This is a genomic window from Allostella sp., from assembly GCF_041913585.1.
GTDB lineage: Bacteria > Pseudomonadota > Alphaproteobacteria > ATCC43930 > Allostellaceae > Allostella.
This window is the reverse complement of sequence record NZ_JAYSFE010000083.1, coordinates 1-21,571: the sequence shown is the minus strand read 5'-3', so window position 1 is coordinate 21,571 and position 21,571 is coordinate 1. Positions and strand designations below refer to the sequence as shown.

Annotated in this window: 22 protein-coding genes; 12 read left to right on the top strand and 10 right to left on the bottom strand. The window is 72.5% G+C overall.

Annotated features, from left to right (window positions below):
- Both queE and ACE3Q3_RS15845 read right to left on the bottom strand, forming a co-directional pair.
- A partial coding sequence (queE, locus tag ACE3Q3_RS15850; RefSeq protein ID WP_374447716.1) for a 7-carboxy-7-deazaguanine synthase occupies window positions 1-494 on the bottom strand: 494 nt, incomplete at its 3' end.
- A 65-nt stretch (window positions 495-559) separates the two neighbouring features.
- Window positions 560-1,252 (bottom strand): TetR/AcrR family transcriptional regulator, encoded by a 693-nt coding sequence (locus ACE3Q3_RS15845; protein WP_374447715.1) that lies wholly within the window; start codon window positions 1,250-1,252, stop codon window positions 560-562.
- A 96-nt stretch (window positions 1,253-1,348) separates the two neighbouring features.
- Here ACE3Q3_RS15845 and ACE3Q3_RS15840 point away from each other — a divergent pair, with 96 nt between their 5' ends.
- The 8 genes from ACE3Q3_RS15840 (at window position 1,349) to ACE3Q3_RS15805 (ending at window position 11,535) form a co-directional block, all read left to right on the top strand.
- Entirely contained in the window at window positions 1,349-3,484 is a 2,136-nt protein-coding gene (locus ACE3Q3_RS15840; protein ID WP_374447713.1) for a hydantoinase/oxoprolinase family protein, read from the top strand.
- Window positions 3,485-3,492: 8 nt separating this feature from the next.
- Window positions 3,493-5,238, top strand: a complete 1,746-nt coding sequence (locus ACE3Q3_RS15835; protein WP_374447712.1) for a hydantoinase B/oxoprolinase family protein — start codon at window positions 3,493-3,495, stop codon at window positions 5,236-5,238.
- Window positions 5,239-5,285: 47 nt separating this feature from the next.
- The gene (locus tag ACE3Q3_RS15830) at window positions 5,286-6,269 is read left to right on the top strand and encodes an ABC transporter substrate-binding protein (RefSeq protein WP_374447711.1); all 984 of its coding nucleotides are present in this window, start codon (window positions 5,286-5,288) and stop codon (window positions 6,267-6,269) included.
- Window positions 6,270-6,273: 4 nt separating this feature from the next.
- Window positions 6,274-7,047: an ABC transporter ATP-binding protein gene (locus ACE3Q3_RS15825; protein WP_374447710.1), complete on the top strand. Its 774-nt coding sequence runs from the start codon at window positions 6,274-6,276 to the stop codon at window positions 7,045-7,047.
- Window positions 7,048-7,069: 22 nt separating this feature from the next.
- On the top strand, window positions 7,070-7,861 hold the full coding sequence (locus ACE3Q3_RS15820; protein ID WP_374447708.1) for an ABC transporter permease: 792 nt from the start codon (window positions 7,070-7,072) through the stop codon (window positions 7,859-7,861).
- A 100-nt stretch (window positions 7,862-7,961) separates the two neighbouring features.
- Window positions 7,962-9,224: an ergothioneine biosynthesis protein EgtB gene (gene egtB, locus ACE3Q3_RS15815; RefSeq protein ID WP_374447706.1), complete on the top strand. Its 1,263-nt coding sequence runs from the start codon at window positions 7,962-7,964 to the stop codon at window positions 9,222-9,224.
- A complete protein-coding gene (gene egtD, locus ACE3Q3_RS15810) occupies window positions 9,221-10,195 on the top strand; it encodes an L-histidine N(alpha)-methyltransferase (protein WP_374447705.1) in 975 nt (324 codons plus the stop codon). The genes egtB and egtD overlap by 4 nt, the downstream gene beginning before the upstream one ends.
- 74 nt (window positions 10,196-10,269) lie before the next feature.
- Window positions 10,270-11,535 (top strand): serine hydrolase domain-containing protein, encoded by a 1,266-nt coding sequence (locus ACE3Q3_RS15805; RefSeq protein WP_374447703.1) that lies wholly within the window; start codon window positions 10,270-10,272, stop codon window positions 11,533-11,535.
- 4 nt (window positions 11,536-11,539) lie between these two features.
- Here ACE3Q3_RS15805 and ACE3Q3_RS15800 read toward each other — a convergent pair whose 3' ends face one another.
- Together ACE3Q3_RS15800 and ACE3Q3_RS15795 are read right to left on the bottom strand one after the other, a co-directional pair.
- Window positions 11,540-12,412: an LOG family protein gene (locus ACE3Q3_RS15800; protein WP_374447702.1), complete on the bottom strand. Its 873-nt coding sequence runs from the start codon at window positions 12,410-12,412 to the stop codon at window positions 11,540-11,542.
- Window positions 12,413-12,414: 2 nt separating this feature from the next.
- Window positions 12,415-13,464, bottom strand: coding sequence for a TauD/TfdA family dioxygenase (locus ACE3Q3_RS15795; RefSeq protein ID WP_374447699.1), 1,050 nt, complete (start codon window positions 13,462-13,464; stop codon window positions 12,415-12,417).
- Between the two features lie 141 nt (window positions 13,465-13,605).
- On the opposite strand from ACE3Q3_RS15795, the gene ACE3Q3_RS15790 reads away from it, so the two are divergent.
- On the top strand, window positions 13,606-14,616 hold the full coding sequence (locus ACE3Q3_RS15790; protein ID WP_374447697.1) for a BMP family protein: 1,011 nt from the start codon (window positions 13,606-13,608) through the stop codon (window positions 14,614-14,616).
- Between the two features lie 4 nt (window positions 14,617-14,620).
- On the opposite strand, the gene ACE3Q3_RS15785 is transcribed toward ACE3Q3_RS15790, so the two are convergent.
- On the bottom strand, window positions 14,621-15,484 hold the full coding sequence (locus ACE3Q3_RS15785) for a CmcJ/NvfI family oxidoreductase (protein ID WP_374447696.1): 864 nt from the start codon (window positions 15,482-15,484) through the stop codon (window positions 14,621-14,623).
- A 161-nt stretch (window positions 15,485-15,645) separates the two neighbouring features.
- Between ACE3Q3_RS15785 and ACE3Q3_RS15780 the strand changes: the two genes are divergently transcribed.
- Window positions 15,646-16,524 carry a polyphosphate kinase 2 family protein gene (locus tag ACE3Q3_RS15780; RefSeq protein WP_374447693.1) on the top strand — a complete coding sequence of 293 codons (879 nt, stop codon included), beginning with the start codon at window positions 15,646-15,648 and terminating at the stop codon, window positions 16,522-16,524.
- A gap of 7 nt (window positions 16,525-16,531) precedes the next feature.
- Window positions 16,532-17,083: a carboxymuconolactone decarboxylase family protein gene (locus ACE3Q3_RS15775; RefSeq protein WP_374447692.1), complete on the top strand. Its 552-nt coding sequence runs from the start codon at window positions 16,532-16,534 to the stop codon at window positions 17,081-17,083.
- Between the two features lie 13 nt (window positions 17,084-17,096).
- Here the strand turns inward: ACE3Q3_RS15775 and ACE3Q3_RS15770 are convergent, their stop codons facing one another.
- Window positions 17,097-18,197, bottom strand: a complete 1,101-nt coding sequence (locus ACE3Q3_RS15770) for a hypothetical protein (protein ID WP_374447691.1) — start codon at window positions 18,195-18,197, stop codon at window positions 17,097-17,099.
- A gap of 18 nt (window positions 18,198-18,215) precedes the next feature.
- Window positions 18,216-18,485 (bottom strand): MoaD/ThiS family protein, encoded by a 270-nt coding sequence (locus ACE3Q3_RS15765; RefSeq protein ID WP_374447690.1) that lies wholly within the window; start codon window positions 18,483-18,485, stop codon window positions 18,216-18,218.
- A gap of 59 nt (window positions 18,486-18,544) precedes the next feature.
- Between ACE3Q3_RS15765 and ACE3Q3_RS15760 the strand changes: the two genes are divergently transcribed.
- A complete protein-coding gene (locus ACE3Q3_RS15760; RefSeq protein ID WP_374447688.1) occupies window positions 18,545-19,006 on the top strand; it encodes a MarR family winged helix-turn-helix transcriptional regulator in 462 nt (153 codons plus the stop codon).
- Here ACE3Q3_RS15760 and ACE3Q3_RS15755 read toward each other — a convergent pair.
- The 3 genes from ACE3Q3_RS15755 to ACE3Q3_RS15745 all read right to left on the bottom strand — a co-directional run.
- Window positions 18,990-19,853, bottom strand: a complete 864-nt coding sequence (locus tag ACE3Q3_RS15755; protein ID WP_374447686.1) for a pirin family protein — start codon at window positions 19,851-19,853, stop codon at window positions 18,990-18,992. The two genes, ACE3Q3_RS15760 and ACE3Q3_RS15755, sit on opposite strands and share 17 nt — an antisense overlap.
- Before the next feature lie 40 nt (window positions 19,854-19,893).
- Window positions 19,894-20,631 (bottom strand): phytanoyl-CoA dioxygenase family protein, encoded by a 738-nt coding sequence (locus ACE3Q3_RS15750; protein ID WP_374447685.1) that lies wholly within the window; start codon window positions 20,629-20,631, stop codon window positions 19,894-19,896.
- Window positions 20,628-21,571: thiamine pyrophosphate-dependent enzyme (locus tag ACE3Q3_RS15745; protein ID WP_374447684.1), on the bottom strand; the 944-nt coding region annotated here is incomplete at its 5' end. The genes ACE3Q3_RS15745 and ACE3Q3_RS15750, both read right to left, overlap by 4 nt.

Below are 21,571 nucleotides of genomic sequence, written 5' to 3'. Positions count from 1 at the left end.
TGCTCGAACCGCTCGGGCTCGGCGCCGGGCTGGGGGAAGACCAGCTTCAGCTCGTGCCCGGCGGTGATCGCGAGCGGGTTGCCGGCCTTGGGACTGACGCAGATCCAGTCGAGGCCGGGCGGCGGCGCGATCGTGCCGTTGGTCTCGACGCTGATCTCGAAGCGCTCGGCATGGAGCGCCGCGACCAGGGCCGCGTCGACCTGCAGCAGCGGCTCGCCGCCGGTCAGGACGACCATCCGCCGGTCGGGACCGGAATGGGGCCAGCAGCGCCGCACGGCGGCCGCCAGTTCGTCGGCGTCGGCGAAGCGCCCGCCGCCCGGGCCGTCGGTGCCGACGAAGTCCGTGTCGCAGAAGCGGCAGGCCGCCGCAGCCCGGTCGCCCTCACGGCCGGACCACAGGTTGCAGCCGGCGAAGCGGCAGAAGACCGCCGCCCGGCCGGCATTCCGGCCCTCGCCCTGCAGGGTGTAGAAGATTTCCTTGACCGCGTAGGCCATGGGCGGCTCAGGCCGCGCGACGATGTGCCGGCACCGCCGGCTTCAAGCACGCCGCGGCCGCCGCCTCAACCCCCATCGTGCGGGCCGGCGGGAAACGCCGCGGCCCCGCCCTGGAGATAGGCCACCACCATGTCGGCGATCAGGGTCTCGTAGGCGGCGATGCGCGCCTCCTCGCCGAGATCGACCTGGAGCACGGTGCCGAGGGTGTAGCGGTTCGACTGGTAGAAATAGCCGAGGCCGGACAGCGCCACGTAGAAGCCCACCGGCTCGACGTCGGTGCGGAACACGCCCTGCTCGCGCCCGGCCGCCACCAGCCGCTCGATCGCCGCCAGCAGCGGGTTGTAGAGGGCGGGGATGCCCTTGGCGCCGCGGATGTGACGGGCGCGGTGGAGATTCTCCTCGTTCATCAGGCGGATGATCCACGGCATCTCGCGAAAGCCGCGGAAGGTGTCGACGACGAGGCGTCGCATGCCCTCGACGGGCCCCAGCCCCTCCAGCTGCGTCTCGTTCTGGCGCTGTCGCAGGCTTTCGTACATGCGCTGCTGCACCGCCAGGTAGAGCCCTTCCTTGTTGCCGAAATGGTGGAAGACGAGCCCCTTGGCGACGCCCGAGCGCCGGGCGATCGCCTCGATCCGGCCGCCGGAATAGCCGTTGGCCGCGAATTCGCGAAGGGCCGCATTCAGGATCTTCTCGCGCGCCCGCGCCGGATCGCGGCCGGTGCGGACGGGGGCGGATTTCGGCCGTTGACGAGTCGCCATGGTTGCGTCCAGCATATGCGCCTGACTGACCAGTCGGTCAACATGGCCGGTCGGCCAACGTCGCCGGTCGATCGACACGGAGGATGGGGCGGGGAGATGGCGCCAGATCACGGGCCCGACATCGGCGCTGCGGGCGCCCCGGCCGCGGATGCCCGCATCGGCGTCGATGTCGGCGGGACCTTCACCGACGTCGTCCTGGCGCTGGCCGACGGCCGCATCGTCCTCAACAAGACGACGACCACGCCCCGCGACCCCGGCGAGGGCGTCGTCGCCGGCATCGCCGCCGTCCTGGCGGAGGCCGGGCTCGACCCGGCGCGGGTCGCCGAGATCGTCCACGGCACCACCGTCGCCTCGAACACGATTCTGCAGAAGGTCGGCGCCCGCACCGGCCTCCTGACCACCGCCGGCTTCCGCGACGTGCTGGAGATCGGCCGCATCCGCACCCCCGGCATGTTCGACCTGCGCTGGCGGAAGCCGGACCCGCTGGTGCCGCGGCGCTGGCGGCTCGAGGTCGCCGGGCGGATCGCCGCCGACGGCAGCGTCGTCACCCCGCTCGACGAGGCGGGCGTCCGCGCGGCCGCCGCGCGCTTCCGCGCCGAGGGCGTCGAGGCGGTCGCCGTCTGCTTCCTCCACAGCTATGTCGAGCCGGCGCACGAGCGCCGCGCCGCCGAGATCCTGCGCACCGAGGCGCCGGAGATCCTGGTCACCGCGTCCTGCGAGGTGCTGCCCGAGATCAAGGAGTACGAGCGCACCTCGACCGCGGTCGTGAACGCCTACCTCCTGCCGGCGATGCGGGTCTATCTCGACCGGCTGACGGCCCGGCTGGCCGAGCGCGGCATCGCCGCGCCGGTGCAGGTGATGGCGTCCAACGGCGGCATGGTCGGGATCGCGACCGCCGGCAGCAAGCCCGTCTTCGCGGTCGGCTCCGGCCCGGCCGGCGGCGTCACCGGCGCGGCCCGAATCGGCAATGCGGTGGGCGCCCCCGACCTCATCGTCTTCGACATGGGCGGCACCACCGCCAAGGCCTCGATCATCGAGGGCGGCCTGCCGTCGCTCGTCACCGAATACGAGTTCCGCGACGGCATCAGTTCGCCCAGCCGCTTCATCAAGGGCGGCGGCTACATGCTGAAGGTGCCGGCGATCGACATCGCCGAGGTCGGTTCGGGCGGCGGCTCGATCGCCCGCATCGACGCCGGCGGCCTGCTCGTCGTCGGGCCGGAGAGCGCCGGCGGCGATCCGGGCCCGGCCTGCTACGGCCGCGGCAATCGCCGGCCGACGGTGACCGACGCCAACATGGCGCTCGGCCTCCTCAACCCGAAGGCGCTGGCGGGTGGCAGCCTCGCCGTCGACCCCGAACGGTCGCGGGCGGCGATCGCGGCCGAAATCGCGACGCCGCTCGGCATCGACGTGACCGCCGCCGCCCACGGCATCCGCCAGGTCGCCAATGTCAACATGGCGCGGGCCATCCGCGCCGTCACCGTCGAGCGCGGCCGCGATCCGCGCGACATGGCGCTGATGGCCTTCGGCGGCGGCGGGCCGCTGCACGCCGTCGACGTCGCCCGCCTGCTCGGCATCCGCCGCGTCCTCGTCAGCCCGGTCGCCGGCGTCTTCTCCGCCGCCGGGATGCTGGCGGCCGAGGCCGAGCACAGCTTCGTGCGCGCCGTCCTCGCCCCGCTGGCGACGGTGTCCGAAGCGGCGCTCGACGCCGCCCGTGCGGCGCTGGCGGCCGAGGGGCGCCATGCGCTGGCGACCGAGGGCTATGGCGGCGAGGCGGCGTCCCTGCGGTTCGCGGCCGACCTGCGCTATCTCGGACAGTCCTCGGAACTGACGGTGCCGGTGGCCGGGTCGCTCGATGCCGACGGGCGCCAGCGCCTCGCCCAGGCCTTCCACCGCCTCTATGCCGAGACCTTCGGCTACAGCGCCGACGAGCCGGTCGAACTCGTCAACCTGCGCGTGACCGCGGTCGGCACGGCCGCGACCCGCATCGACTTCGCCGCCCTCGACCTCGACCCGGCGGCGCTCGCCGGCGGCAGCGGCACCCGCATGGTCTCCTTCGAGCGCGACCGGCCGGCCGTCGCGGCGCGGCTGGCGCCGCGGGCGGCGATCGCCGAGGGGCCGGTCGCCGGTCCGGCGATCATCGAATCCTACGACACGACGATCGTCGTGCCGCCCGGCTGCACCGCGCGCGCCGCCGAGGCCGGCTGCATCGCCATCGACCTCGAGACCGCGTGAGGCCCGCCATGCCGCAGGACGTCCGCCCCACCGGGAACGAGCTCGACCCGATCACCTTCGCCGTCGTCAAGAACGCGATGGACGCGATCGTCGACGAGGTCGCCTACACCGTGATCCGCACCGCCAAGTCCGAGATCGTCCGCGACGTCATGGACTATTCGGCGGCGATCTGCGACGCCAAGGGCGAGATGGTCGCCCAGGCCAAGACCATCGCCCAGCATCTCGGCGCCATTCCCGAGGCGATGCGCTCGGTGCAGGCGAAATGGGCGGGCCGGGTGGCGCCGGGCGACGCCATCATCCTCAACGACCCCTACCTGGGCGGGATGCACCTGCCCGACATCTTCATGTTCCACCCGGTCTTCCACGACGGCGAAATCCTGGCGTGGGTCGTGGTCATCTGCCACCACACCGACGTCGGCGGCCGGGTGCCGGGATCGAACGCCGCGGATTCGACCGAGATCTTCCAGGAGGGGCTGCGGCTGCCGCCGGTCAAGCTGTTCGAGGGCGGCCGCATCAACGAGACGCTGGAAGCCCTCATCGCGATCAACGTGCGGGTCCCGGACCGGGTGCTGGGCGACCTCAACGCCCAGCACGCCGCCTGCCAGGTCGGCGCGCGCGAAATCCAGCGGATGATCGGCCGCTATGGCGCCGCGGGCTTTCAGGGCTACCTCGCCGCCCTCCTCGACTATGCGGAGCGGATGACACGCGAGGAAATCCGCACCTGGCCCGACGGCACCTACCGCTTCACCGACCATATCGACAGCGACGGGCTGAGCGACGCGCCGGTCGTGCTTCAGGTCGCGATCACGGTCGCGGGCGACCAGCTGACGGTCGATTGGACGGGGTCGTCGCCGCAGGTCCGCGCCGCCATCAACTCGACCCTCTCCTACACCAAGTCCAACACCTTCCTCTCGGTGCGCTGTGCGCTCAAGGGCGACATCCCCAACAATGCCGGCGTCTTCCGCGCCGTCGCGGTGACGGCGCCCGAGGGCAGCGTGCTGAACCCGCTGCCGCCCGCCGCCGTCGCCGCCCGGGCGCTGACCGGCTATCGCGTCATGGATGCGATGTTCGGCGCCCTCGCCCAGATCGTGCCCGACGTGATGCCGGCGGCCGGCGAGGGCGGCAACACGGTCGTCTGCATCGCCGGCCGGCGGCCCGACCGCCAGCCCTTCATCGTCGTCGACATGATCAGCGGCTGCTGGGGCGGCCGCCCCGACCAGGACGGCATCGACGCCATCACCAACCCGTCGCAGAACCTGTCGAACGCGCCGATCGAGGTGATGGAGCGCACCCACCCGGTGCGCATCGAGAGCTATGCGCTGGTCCAGGACAGCTGCGGCGCCGGGCGCTGGCGCGGCGGCCTCGGCCTCGAGCGCTCCTACCGCCTGCTCGCCGACGAGGCGGTGCTGCAGCTGCGCGCCGACCGCGTGCGCTTCGCCCCCTACGGGCTGGCGGGCGGCGGCGAGGGCGGCCGCGCCGGCAACTGGCTGGGCGACGGCGCGGACCGCCGCGTGCTGCCCGGCAAGGTGACGATGGAGATGCGCCGCGGGGAACTTCTGACCCACCACCAGGCGGGCGGCGGCGGCCATGGCGACCCCTTCGCCCGCGACCCGCAGCTGGTCGCGGCCGACGCCTGGAACGGCAAGATCAGCGCGGCCTATGCCCGCGAGCGGCACGGCGGCGCCGTCGACGCCGCCACTGGCATGGTCGATGCTGCGGAGACTGCCCGGCTGCGCGCGGCACGGGTAGGCTGAGCGGACGATCGAACGCGGACGCCAATGACCAACCGGGAGAACAGGGCATGACGAGATCGAGCATCCTGCGGCGCACCCTGCTGGCCGCCGCCGCCACCCTGGCGCCGTTCGCGGCGCTGGCCCAGGACAAGCTCACGGTGCGCATGGACTTCGCGCCCTGGGGCATCCAGGCCGGCATGCACCTGGCCGAGGTCAAGGGCTGGTTCAAGGAGGCGAACCTCGCCGTCGAGGTGCAGGACGGGCGCGGCAGCGGCAACACCCTGCAGCTCGTCAATGCCGGCCAGGTCGATGTCGGCCAGATCCAGCTCGGCCTGCTCGCCCAGGCGCGCGAGAACGGCGCCACCGTCAAGTCCTTCGCCGGCTTCGACCGCCGCACCGACCTCGTGGTGCTGGTCGACCGCGAGAGCACGATCCGCAAGGTCGAGGACTTCAAGGGCAAGACGCTGGTGGTCTTCGCCGCCAGCCCGTGGGCGCCGCTCATCGACCTCTACCTGAAGAAGGGCGGTCTCGACCGCTCGACCGTCAACGTCACCTTCGTCGACCCGGCCGCGCTCTGGGGCACCTACACCGCCAAGCGCGCCGACGGGCTGATGTCGACCATCGGCTCGGCGCTGCCGGTCGCCGAAAAACCGCGGCCGAGCCATCCGGTGCTGGCCGAGGATGTCGGCATCGCCTTTCCGAGCTACGGCCTGATCGCCACCGAGGCGACGCTGAAGTCGAAGGCGGATGCCCTGAAGCGCCTCGTCGCCACCCAGCAGCGGGCCTGGGCCCACATGCGCGACGGCGGCATCGAGGACGGCGTCCAGGCGATGCTGAAGCAGCGGCCCGACGCCCGCCTCGACCCGGTGGTGCAGCGCGAGCAGATCCGGCTGACCATCGAGTTCTTCGACACGCCCGCGACCAAGGGCAAGCCGATCGGCTGGCAGGCCGAGGAGGACTGGAAGAAGCATGTCGACATGATGGTCCAGGCCGGCGCCCTGAAGGCGGCGGTCAAGACCTCCGACCTCTACACCAACGACCTGATCCAGTAGGCGCATGGTCGCCTGCGTCGAGATCCGCGCGGCCGGCAAGACCTACGGGTCGGCCCGCGGGCCGGTCACGGCCCTCTCCGAGGTGTCGCTGGACGTGGCCGAGGGGGAGTTCCTCTCCCTCCTCGGCCCGTCCGGGTGCGGCAAGAGCACGCTGCTCAAGTGCATCTCGGGACTGGAGGCGCCGAGCGGCGGCGAAATCCGCGTCCGCGGCCAGCGCCTCGCCGGCCCGCCCAGGGGTCTCGGCATGGTCTTCCAGCGCGACGTCCTGCTCGACTGGCGGACGATCCTGCAGAACGTCCTCATCACCGCCGAGTTCCAGGGCCGGCCATCGGCCGAGGTCGTCGACCGCGCCCGCGCGCTGCTGGAGCGGTTCGGCCTCGGCGCCTTCCAGGACCGGCACCCCTGGGAACTGTCGGGCGGCATGCGCCAGCGCGCCTCGATCTGCCGGGCGCTCCTCTGCGAGCCCGAGATCCTGCTGATGGACGAGCCCTTCGGGGCGCTCGACGCGATGACGCGCGACGACCTCAACGTCGAGCTCACCCGCATCTGGCAGGCGGCGCGGCGGACCGTGATCTTCGTCACCCATTCGATCGCCGAGGCGGTCTATCTCTCCGACCGGGTGGCGATGATGTCGACCGGCCCCGGCCGCATCGTCGAGATCGTGCCGATCGACCTGCCGCGGCCGCGGCCGCTGTCGATCCGCGAGACGCCGGAATTCGCCCGGCACGTCGCCCATATCCGCGGCCTCTTCGCCGCCCTCGGCATCGTCAAGGAGTAGCGGCCATGCTGGGGATCTGGCCATGATGGGCATGTGGTCCGGCTCGGCGGGCCTCCGCGGCACCCTGGCCGTGCTGATCGCGGTCGTGCTCGCCTGGGAGGGCGCGGTCTGGCTCTTCCAGCCGCCCGTCATCATCCTGCCGCCGCCTTCCCGGATCTGGGTCGACTTCCTCGAGGCGCCGTCCTACTTCCTGCGCCACACTTGGTACACGACCTCGACGACCCTGGCGGGGTTCGCGCTGTCGGTCGTGCTGGGCGTTGGGCTCGCCGTCGCGATCGTCAACTCGCGGCTGCTCGAGCGCATCATCTACACCGTGCTGGTCGCCCTCAACAGCCTGCCCAAGGTGGCGCTGGCGCCGCTCTTCGTCATCTGGATGGGGACCGGCATCGAGCCCAAGATCGCGATCGCGGTCATGCTCGCGATCTTCTCCATCGTCGTCGACACGGTGCTGGGGCTGCGCTCGGTCGACCCCGACGCGATCGCGCTCGCCCGCGTCAACCACGCGAGCCCGCTCAAGATCCTGGTCAAGATCCGCTTCCCCAATGCGCTGCCCAGCCTCTTCGTCGGCATGAAGATCGCGATCTCCTTCGCGCTGGTCGGCGCCATCGTCGGCGAGTTCGTGGCGGGATCGGCCGGGCTCGGCTTCGTGATCCTGACCGCCCAGGGCCAGTTCGACACCTCGCGGGTCTTCGTCGCGCTGGTGCTGCTCGGCGTCCTCGGCACGCTGCTCTTCTACATCGTCGAGGCGGTCGAGCGGCTCGTCCTGCCCTGGCACGTCTCCCAGCGCGCGGTCGCCGGGCCCGGAGGGCACTGAACGCCGCCGGGGGGGAACCTTCCCGCCCGCCTCCGGTTCCACCCGGGACAGGAGGCGGGCGAATGCAGCCGAGAATCACGCACACACCGGACGGTGCCCGTTGACGGGCGCCGTGCTGCAACTGCCGCGACGGCCGCGCCCGGAGCCGGCGGCGGACCCGGCCGCGCGCTACCATGCCGTCCGTGCCGCCACCGAGCGCCTGGCCGAGCCGCTCGGCCCCGAGGACCAGTCGGTGCAGTCGATGCCGGACGCGAGCCCGGCGAAGTGGCACCGCGCCCACACGACCTGGTTCTTCGAGACCTTCGTGCTGGCCCGCTTCCTCCCCGGCTACCGGCCCTTCGACCCGGCCTTCGCCTATCTCTTCAACTCCTACTACGAGGCGGTCGGGCCACGGCATCCGCGGCCGGCACGCGGTCTGCTGACGCGGCCGACGGTGGCCGAGGTCGCCCGCTACCGGGCCCATGTCGATGCCGCCATGGCCGACCTGCTGCCGCACCCGCCCGCCGAGGCCGCGGCGCTGGTGGAACTCGGCCTCCACCATGAACAGCAGCATCAGGAACTGCTGCTGACCGACATCAAGCACGCCTTCGCCCAGAACCCGCTCGACCCCGTCTACGTCGCGGCACCGGCGCCGCCGCACGCCGAAGCGCCGCCGATCGACTGGCTCGACCTCGAGGGCGGGATCGTCGCGATCGGCCATGACGGACCGGCCTTCGGCTTCGACAACGAGGGGCCGCACCATCGGGCCCTGGTCCCCGACTTCCGCATCGCCAGCCGCCCGGTCAGCACCGCGGAGTATCTCGCCTTCGTCGAGGATGGCGGCTACCGCGAGCCGCGCCACTGGATGTCCGAGGGCTGGGCGCTCGTCCAGGCGCGCGGCTGGGAGGCGCCGGCCTACTGGCGCCGCGACGGCCGCTCCTGGACCGCCTACACCCTGCATGGCCGGCGGCCGCTGGCGCCGGGCGAACCGGTCTGCCATGTCAGCTGGTACGAGGCTGCGGCCTATGCCGCCTGGGCCGGCCGGCGCCTGCCGACCGAGTTCGAATGGGAGACGGCCGCCCTCGCCGCCGGCCATGCCGACCTCGCCGCCGACCGGGTGCGGCCGCATCCCCGCGCGGTGGGGCAGGGCTTCGTCCAGGACGTCTGGGAATGGACCGGCAGCGCCTACCTGCCCTACCCGGGCTTCCGGCCGGCCGCGGGGGCGGTCGGCGAATACAACGGCAAGTTCATGACCAACCAGATGGTGCTGCGCGGCCGCTCCTGCGCCACGCCGCCGGGGCACGAGCGCCCGACCTATCGCAACTTCTTCCCGCCGGACGCGCGCTGGCAGTTCGGCGGCTTCCGGCTGGCGGAGGATGCATGACCGCGCGGACCGACATGCTGCGGCTCCACGACCTGGAGCCGACGACCGGGGAGTTCCGGCGGGCGGTGATCGACGGGCTCGGCGCCACGCCCAAGACCCTGCCCTGCAAGTTCCTCTACGACGGCGAGGGATCGCGTCTCTTCGAGGCGATCTGCGACCTGCCGGAATACTACCCGACCCGCACCGAGCTCGCGATCCTGGGCGACCGGGCACCGGAGATGGCGGCCGAAATCGGCTCCCGGGCGGGCATCGTCGAGTTCGGCTCCGGCGCCGGCATCAAGATCCGGCTGCTCCTGGCGGCCCTGGATGCGCCCGCCGCCTACATCCCCGTCGACATCTCGCGCGAGGCCCTCGTCGCCGCCGCCCGGGCGCTGGCGGCGGACTTCCCCGGGCTGCACATCGCGCCCGTCTGCGCCGACTATACCCGGCCGTTCGCCCTGCCGGCGATCGGCGGGCGGATGCCGGAGACGATGGCGGGCTTCTTCCCCGGATCGACCATCGGCAACTTCGCGCCGTCCGAGGCGGTCGCCTTCCTCGCCCGCGCCCGCCGCCTGCTCGGCGCCGGCGCCGTCATGCTGGTCGGCGCCGACCTGCCCAAGGACCGGGCGGTGCTGGAGGCCGCCTACGACGACGCGGCCGGGGTCACCGCCGCCTTCAACCGCAATCTCCTGGTGCGGATGCGCCGGGAACTCGGCGCCGAGCTCGACCTCGACGGCTTCCGCCACGAGGCGCGCTGGTGCCCGCGGCACCGGCGGGTCGAGATGCATCTCGTCAGCCTGTCGCGGCAGGAAATCCGGCTCGGCGCGCACCGTTTCCCCTTCGAGCGCGGCGAGACGATCCACACCGAGAGCTCCCACAAGTACGCGGTGCCGGAGTTCCGGGCGCTCGCCGGCCGCAGCGGCTGGCTGCCGGCCCGCACCTGGACCGATGCCGGCGATCGGTTCGCGGTGCATCTGCTGCGCACGGGTTGATCGCCTCCCCATGGATTTCCCGCCGGCAGGGTGGTTTCCTCCAGGTGCCTGACGGCACCCGGAGGAAACCCCAGATGCGACCACTCGTCGGACTTGCCGCCCTCGCGCTCGGCGCAGGACTCGCCTTCCCCGCCCTGGCGGCCGACCCGCCGCTACCGCCCGCCGTGCCCGAGGCGGTCGGCATGTCGGGCGAGCGCCTCGGCCGGATCGCGGCGGTCCTCCAGGCCGACATCGCCGCCGGCCGCATCCCGGGCGCGGTCGTCGCCGTCGCCCGGCGCGGCCGGCTCGCCTACTACGAGGCGTTCGGCTTCCGCGACAAGGAGGCCGGCGTCGCCATGACGAAGGACACGATCTTCGCCATCGCCTCGATGACGAAGCCGATGACCTCGGTCGCCATGATGATGCTGAACGAGGAGGGCCGTCTCTTCGTCAGCGATCCGATCGGCCGCTATCATCCGGCACTGGCGAAGATGCCGGTCGCCATCCTCAGGACCGGCGCCGACGGGCAGCCCGCCTTCGACACCGAGCCGGCGAAACGGGCGATGACCCTGCAGGATCTGCTGCGCCACACCTCGGGCCTGACCTATGGCGGGCGCGGCAGCACCGCCGTCCACAAGATCTATCCCGCCTCCTCCGGCTTCTCGGGCACCAACCTGACCAGCGCCGAGTTCGTCGAGAAGCTCGCCTCGGTGCCGCTGCTCTACCAGCCGGGCACGCGCTGGGAGTACGGCCTGTCCACCGACGTCGTCGGCACCGTCGTCGAGAAGGTGTCCGGCCAGAGCCTCGGCGCCTTCCTCCAGGAGCGGCTGTGGACGCCGCTCGGCATGGCCGACACCAGCTTCACGATCCCGGCCGGCAAGCACGACCGCTTCGCCCGGGCGCTGCCGAACGATCCCGACACCGGCCGGCCGCAGACCGTCCTCGACCTGCGCAAGCCCCTGAAGATGGAGTGCGGCGGCGGCTGCGCCGCCTCGACCGCCGGCGACTACATCCGGTTCGCGCAGATGCTGCTCGACCGCGGCCAGTTCCAGGGCCGGCGGCTGCTGGCGCCGAAGACGGTCGACTTCATGACCGCCGACCACATGGGGGCCGCCGATCGGCAGAGCCTGGCGCCCGGCTACGGCTTCGGCCTCGGCTTCACGGTGCGGCTGGAGACGGGCGTCGCCGGGGTCACGGGCTCGCCCGGCGACTACAACTGGGGCGGCGCCTACGGCACCTGGTTCTGGATCGACCCCAGGGAGCAGATGACGACGGTCTTCATGGCCCACGCGCCGGGACCGACCCGTCTCCACTACCGCCGGCTGCTGACCACGCTCGTCAACCAGGCGATCGTCGACTGAACCGTCACGACTCGGCGTCGACGGCCCTCGGCGTCGCGTCGGGGGCCTCGGCGAGGGGGGTGTGGGCGTGGAGGCCGCGGCGGCGGATCGACTCCCACCCCTCCTCGGGCGTGTCCACGAGGTCGAAGAGCGAGAGATCGCCCTCGTCGATCATCCCCTCCTCGACCAGCGCCTCGAAGCGGACGACGCGCTGCCAGTAGTCGCGGCCGAACAGCACGACCGGCATGGTCGGGGCCTTGCCGGTCTGCTGCAGGGTCAGGATCTCGAACAGCTCGTCGAGCGTCCCGAAGCCGCCCGGAAACACCACGAGCGCGTTCGCGCGCATCGCGAGATGCATCTTGCGCATGGCGAAATAGTGGAAGGAGAAGGTCAGGGAGGGCGTCGACCAGGGGTTCGGCTCCTGCTCGTGCGGCAGGCCGATGTTGAAGCCGATCGACGGCGCGCCGACATCGGCCGCGCCGCGATTGGCCGCCTCCATGATGCCGGGTCCGCCGCCGGTCGCGATGACGTTGTCGCGGATGCGGTCCGGGCGCTGCGTCAGCGCGCCGCCGCGCACCGAGGCGAGGCGCGCGAAGGCACGGGCGCGCTCGTACCAGACCGCGAGCCGCGCCCGCCGCTCGGCCTTGGCGCGGGCCGCGCCCGGCGAAGCCGCCGCCAGCATCTCCTCGACCGCCTCCGGTGCCGGGATGCGCGCACTGCCGAAGACGACGATGGTCGAGCGCACCCCCCACTCGCGCAGCAGCAGGTCCGCCTTGTGGTACTCCATGGCGAAGCGGAGGCCGCGCAGTTCGTCGCGCCGCAGGAATTCGCGGTCCTCCAGCGCCGGCAGGAAGGCACGCGCGCGGCGCTGGCTGGCGTTGTCGGGGAGGTCGGCCATGCCTATGCGGCCTCGAGCGGCGCGTGGAGGCGGGTCCCCGGAACAATGACGCCGCCGCGGTCGCCGATGGCGACCGAGCCGTAGCGCTCGGCAAAGACCGGCGGCAGGGGCCGGGCGCCGGGGCAGGCCAGCCACAGGCGCAGGAGATGGCGCCGCCGTTCCGGCTCCGGCCAGTCCTCGAAGGCGGTGCGGTCGTGCAGCAGCGCGTGGTTGTGGACGAACTGCACGTCGCCCGGCCGGAACTCCATGTGGAGATGGAAGGCCGGGTCGTTGGCGAGCGCGTCGAAGAGGTCGAGCGCCTCGACATGGGCGGGCGTCAGCCGCGGCGCATCGGGAAAGCGCTGGGCGGAATCGATGTACTGGCGCTGGTAGATCACGGTCAGGTGGCCGGCGTACCAGTTGAAGACGGGGATGAGGAAGTAGGGCTTCATCCCGGCCGGCACCTCGCCGCGCCGGTCGGTCGCGATCGGCTCGAGCAGCAGGCGCAGGAGATCCGGCCGGCGTTCCCGCATCGCGTTGAAGATGGCGGATGCGCTGACCAGGGTCGAGAGGCCGCCCGAGCGCGCCGTCCGCAGGCAGAGCAGCGCCACCACGTCGCACGAATCGGTGTGGTAGGTCTGGCGCTCGCTGGTCTGGTAGATGCGCACGTTGGGATCGTCGCTGCGCAGCCCGAGGTCGCGGACATGCCCCAGCACATGGCCCTTGGCGTTCTGCGAGCGCGCCCGGCCGAGATGGGCGCCGATGCCGAAGAAGGCGGTCGCCGCCTCCCGGATCGTCCACTGGCCGGTCGGCAGGCCGCGCAGCAGGGCGAAGCCGCGCCCGTCCAGCACCTCGCGGCCGATCGCCGCCAGGCGGGGACCGAGCCGCGGCAGCGGGAAGTCGTCGCGGCCGATCGCCGCGATGTCGAACTCCGCCGCCGCCAGCCGGCGGGCCGCGGCCTCGACCTCGGCGATCTCGTCGGCCTCCAGCACGGTCAGCCAGTCGCCGCGCGCGGCCATCTCCGGCCCATGCCAGACGGCGGGGCCGTGCTGGGGCGGGGGAAGTTCGGTCATGGCGGGTGGTCCTCCCGGGCCGGGTGATATGGAGGCCGACACATTCGCGCGGACGGACGAGCGGCTGTTGGATTGCGTCACGAGCGCACGATAGGCTGTATATCTGAAGCCCCTCCCGTTCCGCCATCCCGCGAGCCCTCCATGTTCCGTCTCCTGCCGGCCCTTCTCGCGTTCCTCCTGGCCGGCCCCGCCGTCGCGCAGACCAACCCCACGCCGCCGCGCTTCGTCCCCGCCATCGTCTTCGACATCGGCGGCAAGCACGACAAGGGCTTCAACGAAGCGGGCCTGCAGGGCGCCGAGCGCTACCGGCGCGCCACCGGGACGGCCTATCGCGAGTATGAGCTGACGCTCGAATCGGACCGCGAGGCGGTGTTGCGCCAGCTCGTCGAGGAGGGTGCGACGCTCATCGTCAGCATGGGCTACGCGCAGGTGCCGGCGGTGACCGCCGCCGCCAAGGCCTTCCCCAACGTGCGCTTCGCCATCATCGACGGCGTCGTCGAGGCGCCCAACGTGCGTTCCTTCCGCTTCCGGGAGGAGGAGGGGTCCTTCCTCGCCGGCCTGCTGGCGGCGATGGCGAGCCGGACCGGCACGATCGGCTTCATCGGCGGCATGGACATTCCGGTCATCCGGGCCTTCGGCTGCGGCTATGCCCAGGGGGCGCGCTATGCGGTTCCCGAAATCCGCGTCCTCGAGGAGATGGCCGGCACGACGCCCGCGGCCTGGCTCGACCCGGAGCGCGGCAAGGCGCTGGCCGAGCGACAGATGGACGCCGGCGCCGACGTGATCTTCGCCGCCGCCGGCGCCACCGGGTTCGGGGTCCTGCAGGCGACGACCGGCCGCCACCGGCTCGGCATCGGCGTCGACAGCAACCAGAACCACCTGCATCCGGGCGCGGTGCTGACCTCGATGGTGAAGCGCGTCGACGTTGCCGTGCATCAGGCGCTGCGCAGCGCCGCCGACGGCACCTGGGCGGCCGGGACCACGGTGCTCGGGCTGAAGGAGGGCGGCGTCGGCGTCGTCATCGACGAGAACAACCGCGCCCTCATCACCCCCCGCCTGGAGGAGGCGATGAAGAAGGCGACCGACGACATCGTCGCCGGCCGCCTGGAGGTGATCGACTACCGCAAGACCGGCAAGTGCGCCGCGGAGTGACGGCTCACGCCCGGGGCTGCGTCCCCGGGCCGTAGAGGACGAGCGTCCGGACCTCGATGCTCTCACGCGGGCGGGCGTCCGCCGGGCTGGTCGGGTCGTCGAAGGCGGAATGGGCGGTGAAGCGCGCCGGCCCGTCCGTCGCCGAGTCGTAGCACTTGATGAGCAGCGCCTCGTCGGGCGCCAGCCGCGGGAAATAGTACCAGCGGTGCTCCGGCCGGTGGCGGAACTGGTAGATCTCGCCGACCCGGTCCGGATAGACGAGATCGGCCGTCACGAAGTCCTCGGCGGCCAGCGAGCGGGCGTCGCAGAAGGCGAGCGGCGACTCCTCGACCGGCGCCCGGATCGGGCGCCACAGGTTGACGAGGGCGAAGCGCTGCCCCTCCAGCACCGCCGGATCGATGCCGGCCGCCGCCAGTTCGGCCGCGGCGCGGACCGGTCCCGAGGTGGCCGTGAAGTCGTTGTGGACGCGCTTGACCGGCTCCTTCACCGCCGTCGCGCCGCCCTGGGCCCGCGGCCGCGAACGGACATTGTGGTCGAAGGCGATGACCCGCTCGGCGCCGGTGGCGGCCCAGACCTCCGCCTCGACCTCGGGATAGTAGACGGCGCGGACATGGGCCGGGTCGTCGAACTCGGTGACCGCACTCGGCCGGCGCAGCAGCTCGAAGCCCTGGCGGTCGAGGTCGAAGCGGTCGGCGAGCGGCCGGGCATCGACGATCGGCAACGGTTCGGCGACGAACGTCCCGCTCTGCACCGGCACGCCGGGCGGCGGCGGAAAGTTGTAGCGCACCGGCCGTTCCGAGCCCTGCGCAAGGTAGACGAGCGGGGCGACGATGGTCGACGTGCGGTCGATCGGCGGCTCTGCCGTCATGGGCATCCTCCTCGGGATCTCCCGGTCCCGCGTCGGATATCGGCCGCCCGGCCCGGGGTCGCAACCGAGAAACCCTGCGGGTCCGGCGATACCGGGCTTTGAAGCCCGGGGCGAGGCCGGCTACCGTCCTCCCTTCCCCGCCGCGAGGAAGGGCGAGCCCGATGAACATCCACACGCTGCTCGACCGCTACCGCGTCGACGACGGCAAGCGCTTCCGGCTGAAGGACCACGACCCCGGCGACTGCGCCGGGCTGTCGATCGAGAAGGCGGAGGCGAAGCGGCTGCTGGCGGACGGCGTCGAACGCCTGGCGAAGCTCCAGGAGGTCCTCTATGCCCAGGACCGCTGGTCGGTCCTCACCATCTTCCAGGCGATGGACGCCGCCGGCAAGGACAGCGCCATCAAGCACGTCATGTCGGGGATCAACCCGCAGGGCTGCCAGGTCCATGCCTTCAAGGTGCCGAGCGCCGAGGAGCTCGACCACGACTTCCTGTGGCGGACCACCCGCGCCCTGCCGGAGCGCGGGCGCATCGGCATCTTCAACCGCTCCTACTACGAGGAGGTGCTGGTCGTCCGCGTCCATCCCGAGCTGCTGGAGCGCCAGCAGCTCCCGCCCGACCTCGTCAGCAAGCGGATCTGGGGCCACCGCTTCGCCGCCATCCGCGCCCACGAGCAGCACCTGGCGGAGAGCGGCTATCTCGTCCTCAAGTTCTTCCTGCACCTCTCCCGGGAGGAGCAGCGCCGTCGCTTCCTCGAGCGGCTGGGCGACCCCGAGAAGCTGTGGAAGTTCTCGCTCGGCGACGTCGCCGAGCGCCGGCACTGGGACGCCTACCAGGAAGCCTACGAGGACGCGATCCGCGAGACCGCCGCCCCGCACGCGCCGTGGTTCGTGGTGCCGGCCGACCAGAAATGGTTCACCCGCCTCGTCGTCATGGCGGCCGTGGTGGACGGGCTCGAAAGCCTGAAGATGACCTATCCGACCGTGCCGCCCGAGAAGCGGGCGGAGTACGACAAGGCGCGCATCGAACTGGAACAGGAGTGAGACGCCGATGGCCCGGCTGCCCTACCGCGACCGCGAGGACCTGCCGCCCGAGCACCAGGACCTGCTGAAGCGCAACATCAACCTCTACCGCATGCTGGTCCACAGCCCGAACGCGCTGCGCCGCTTCAGCGGCCTCGGCCAGTACATCCGCTTCGACAGCAAGCTCGACCCGCGGCTGCGCGAACTGGCGATCCTGCAGGTCGGCTGGCTCACCCGCTCGAAGTACGAATTCTCCCACCACGTGCGGATCGGCCGCGACTTCGGCGTCGGCGACGACGACATCCGCGCCATGATCGCCGAGACCGAGGGCCGGCCCTCGGCCCTGGAGCCGCTGGCGAAGGCGGTGCTGCGCGCGGCGCGCGAGATGACGACCGGGCTCGCCGCCAGCGACGAGACCTTCGCCGAACTCGCCGCGGCGCTGCCGGCCGAGCACCTGACCGACCTCGTCGTCACCATCGGCTTCTACAACGCCGTCGTCCGCATCCTGGAGACGATGCAGATCGACGTCGAGGACGACTACCGGAAGTATCTCGACGAGTTCCCGCTGCCGACCGGCTGACGCGGGCGGTCGCTCAGGCGCGGCCCCAGGCGTCGGCGAAGCGGACGCAGGCGACGGGCGGCAGGCGGGCCTCGGGGGCGCTCCAACGGTCGCCGCCATCGTCGGAGATCCACAGCCCGCCGCTGGTCGAGCCGAAGGCCAGCCGCTCGCCGGTGCCGTCGACCGCCAGCGCATGGCGCCAGACGAGATCGTAGGCATGGCGCTGCGGCAGGCCCCGATCCAGCACCTCGAAGCTGGCGCCGGCGTCGCGGGTGCGGGCGACCACGACGCGGGCGTCGACGGCATAGCGGCGCTCGTCCTTGGCCGCGGGCACGAACCAGGCCGTCGCCGGGTCCTGCGGGTGGGCGACGACGGCGAAGCCGAACTTGGACGGCCGGATCGCCGTCACCTCGCGCCAGTTGGCGCCGCCATCCTCGGACCGGAAGACGCCGTTGTGGTGCTGGCACCAGACGACGTCCGGCCGGGCGGCGCAGTGGGCGATCTGGTGGATGTCCTGGGCGATCGGGTCGCCCTCCTGCCCGGGCGGCATGTACTCGTTGTGCATGCCCTGGTTGATGACGCTCCAGGTCCGGCCACCGTCCTCGGTCGCCCAGACGCCGGCGGTCGAGACCCCGAGCCGGAGACGGTCGGGGTCGCGCGGGTCGACCAGCACGGCGCTGATGCCGGGCTGCTCGCCCCCGGCGACGCCCATCCAGCGCTTGCGGTCCGGCATCCGCCACAGCGGCTCGTTGAGGGTCCAGGTCGCGCCGCCGTCGTCGGAGCGGAAGAGGCCGCCCGGCATGGTGCCGGCCCAGATGCGGCCCGGCACCCCGCCCGGCTGCAGCGACCAGATGCGCCCGAGCGTCCAGGGGTGCGGATCGTCGGCGGCGTCCTCGGGCTTGGGCGGGAAGGCCGGCGCGGCCAGTTCGCTCCACGTGCCGGCGGGATCGCGGCGCCAGAGCTTGGCCCCGAAATGGCCGAGATCGAGCGCCGCCAGCAGCGAGCCGTCCTCGCACGCCAGCACCGCCGACACGGGGTCGCCCAGGAAGTGGGTCCCGGCGATGTCCCAGCCGCGGGCGCCGCGCGCCAGTTCGAACAGGCCCTTGCGGGTCCCGACGTGAAGCCGATCTGCCATGATTTCTCCCCTGCTGGGTCAGCCGCCCGAGAGCGCTTGGAAGACGTGGATCTCGTCGTCGCGGCCGACCGGATCCGAGAGCCGCTCGCGGTCGCGGACGAGGCTGCCGTTGACGAAGACGGCGACGTGGCGGCGCAGCGCGCCCTGGTCGTCGAGAACGTAGCCGCGCAGCGCCGGACGCTCGGCGAAGACCGCCCCCAGCGCCTCGCCCAGCGTCGCGCCCGGGACGGTCGCCGAGGGCGCGGCCAGGAACCGTTCCAACGCACGGGTGAAATAGACGGTCGCCATCCGGCCGCTTCCGATCATTCCGTGATTGCCATTTATGTTGATATCAACTTAAATGGCGCATGTCAAACGACGCCGCCCTTCCCTTCCGCCTCACCATCGAGGTACGGGACGCCTGCCTCTGCCTGCATGTCCAGCGCGCCGCCCGCGCGCTCGCCCGCCGCTTCGACGAGGCGTTGCGGCCGGTCGGGCTGACGAACGGGCAGTTCTCGCTGCTGATGGCGCTGAACCGGCCGGCACCGGCGACCATGCGCGAGGTGACGGCGGTGCTGGCGATGGACCGCACGACGCTGACCGCCAACCTGAAGCCGTTGGAGCGGCGCGGCCTCGTCGCCGTCGCCGCCGACCCCGCCGACCGGCGCAGCCGCCGCCTGGCACTCACCGCCGACGGCCGGGCAGCCCTGGCGGCCGCGGTGCCGATCTGGCGCCGGGTGCACGGCACGATCGAAGACCGCCTCGCCGACCCCGACGCCCTGCGGGCGGGGCTGGTCGCCCTCGCGGGGCCGGCTACGGCAGCGGGATGAATTCCTGGTCGTCGCGATCGGGCAGCTTCATCCGCCCGGCGCGCCAGTCGGCCTTGGCCTGCTCGATCCGCTCCTTCGAGGAGGAGACGAAATTCCACTCGATGAAGCGCTCGCCCACCGGCGCGCCGCCGATGGCGATCAGGAGCGCCGGTTCGGTCGCGCGGAGGGTCGCGTCGGCGCCCGGCGCGAAGACCGCCATGCGGCCGGCGCCGAGCATCTGGCCGCCGGCCTCGACCGCGCCCCGGACGACGTAGACCGCGCGCTCGCGATGGTCCGCCGGCAGCGCGACCCGCGCGCCCGGCTCCAGTTCCCAATGGAGGTAGAAGAGCGGCGAGTGGGTGCGGACGGCCGATTCCAGGCCGAAGGCCGTGCCGGCGACGAGGCGGCCGTGGACGCCCTTCTCGGCAAAGGCCGGCAGCGCCCCGGCGTCGTAGTGGAAGAAGCCGGGATCGGTCTCCTCGTCCGCGGCCGGCAGCGCCACCCAGGCCTGAATGCCGTGCAGGTCGCCGCCCTCGGCCCGCGCCTTCTCGAAGCGCTCGGAATGGGTGATGCCGCGACCGGCGATCATCCAGTTGACCTCGCCCGGGCGGATCGGCTGCTCCGAGCCGACGCTGTCGCGGTGCATGATCTCGCCCTGGAAGAGGTAGGTGACGGTCGAGAGCCCGATATGCGGGTGCGGCCGCACGTCCATGCTGCGCGGCAGGCCCGGGGCGAACCGGGCCGGTCCCATCTGGTCGAAGAAGACGAAGGGGCCGACCATGCGTCGCCGGGCGAAGGGCAGGACGCGCCCGACCTCGAAGCCGCCGCCGATGTCCCTCCGGCGCTGGTCGATGACGATCTCGATCATGGTCGGGCTCCGGCGCACGTGGCAGGTCGATGCCAGACTACTACGCGAGGGCGTCGCGGATGGCGATCTCGACCGGCGACGGCGGCCCGTCCCCCGGCGCCGGCAGCAGCGGCGGCTGGGCCATGAAGCGCGGGCGCCGGCCGCGATGGGGTTGGGCCGCATGGACCAGGAAGGGATGGCACAGATAGACCGTCCCCGCCGGGCCGGTCGCCAGCGCCTCGGGCCGGCCGTCCGATCCGCCGAAGCCCGCGGCGGCCATCTCCCGCAGCGTCAGGCCGCCGTCCCCGGCCGGGGCGAGCAGGCGGGCCATGTCGCGGTGCGAGCCGACGCGCAGCCGCGTCGGCGCGTCGTCGGCGCCGACATCGGAAAAGAGGAACAGCATGAGGAGACGCCGGCCGCGCGATGCGACGTTGGCCCGCCAGTCCATGAAATCGGGCGCGTCCCAGCCGAAGCCGGGATCGACGTGCCAGCCGGTGTCGCCCGGATCGTCGGGCGACGGAAAGCGGATCGGGAACGTCCCCATGGCCGTGCATGGCTGCCAGCGCCCGGCGCCCGCCAGCCGGTCGAATGCCGCGCGCAGCAGGGGCCCGTCCGCTGCGGCGAGGAAGGGCGGATCGGAATACATGCCGAGCCGGACGACCGGCCGGGTCCAGCTTGCGGGATCGTCCGCGCTTTCCGGCAGGTCACGCCACAGGATGGCCCGCGCCGATGCCGCCAGTTCGCTCGAGAAGGCACCGTCGATCCGCACGTACCCGTCGCGCCGGAAGGTCTCGATCACCCGCGCAGCGCCAGCATCTGGTCGAGATAGCCGTCCGGGGCCACCGCACAGTCGATCAGCGCCGGCCCGTCGCCGGCGAGCGCCGCTTCGAGTGCCGCACGGTATTCCGCCCGGTCGGCGGCGCGATAGCCGCGGACGCCCATGCCCTCGGCCACGGCGGCGAAATCGACCGCGCCGAGCTCGACCCCGTCGCGGCGCATCTGCCGGTGGCGCTGCTTGATGTCGATGAGCGACAGCGAGCGGTCGTTGAAGACGACGACGACGATGGCGGCCCCGGTCTGCGCCGCCGTCGCCAGCTCGCCCAGCGTCATCGCGAGCCCGCCGTCGCCGGTGAAGGCGACGACCGGCCGCGCGGGCTCGGCGAGCGCGGCGCCGATCGCCGCCGGCAGCGCGAAGCCCATGGTCGAGAGCGCGTTGGAGATGAGCAGGTCGCGCGGCCGGCGGGCGGGCCACAGCGCCGTCGCGGAGAACATGTGGGCGCCGGCATCGACCGTCGCCCGCGGATCGAGGCAGAGCCCGCCCGCCACCGCCCAGGCGTCCTCGACGATCCCCGGCGGGGTCAGCGGGCCGTTGCCCCGCCACGTCAGGCGCGCCCGCATGCCGTCGCGGTGGCCGGCGATCTCCCCCGCCGTCCAGTCCGACGGGCGCGCCGGCACGAGCGCCGCCAGCGCCGCTGCGGGCGCGCCGTAGAGCCCCGCCGCCGGCTCGACATAGCGGATCGGGAAGGCGCGGCGGGCGATCTCGATCACCGGCGCCCGGTAGCGCCAGGGCTGCGGGATGAGTTCGACCGGATCGAGCCCGGCCAGCAGGATCAGGTCGGCGGCGCCGACCGAGGCCGCCTCGGCCGAGCCGCCGGTGAAGAGGCCGACCAGCGCCTGGTCGCCGTCGGCGACCACCCCCTTCGCCTTGTAGGTGACGAGCGCCGGGCAGCCGGCGGCCG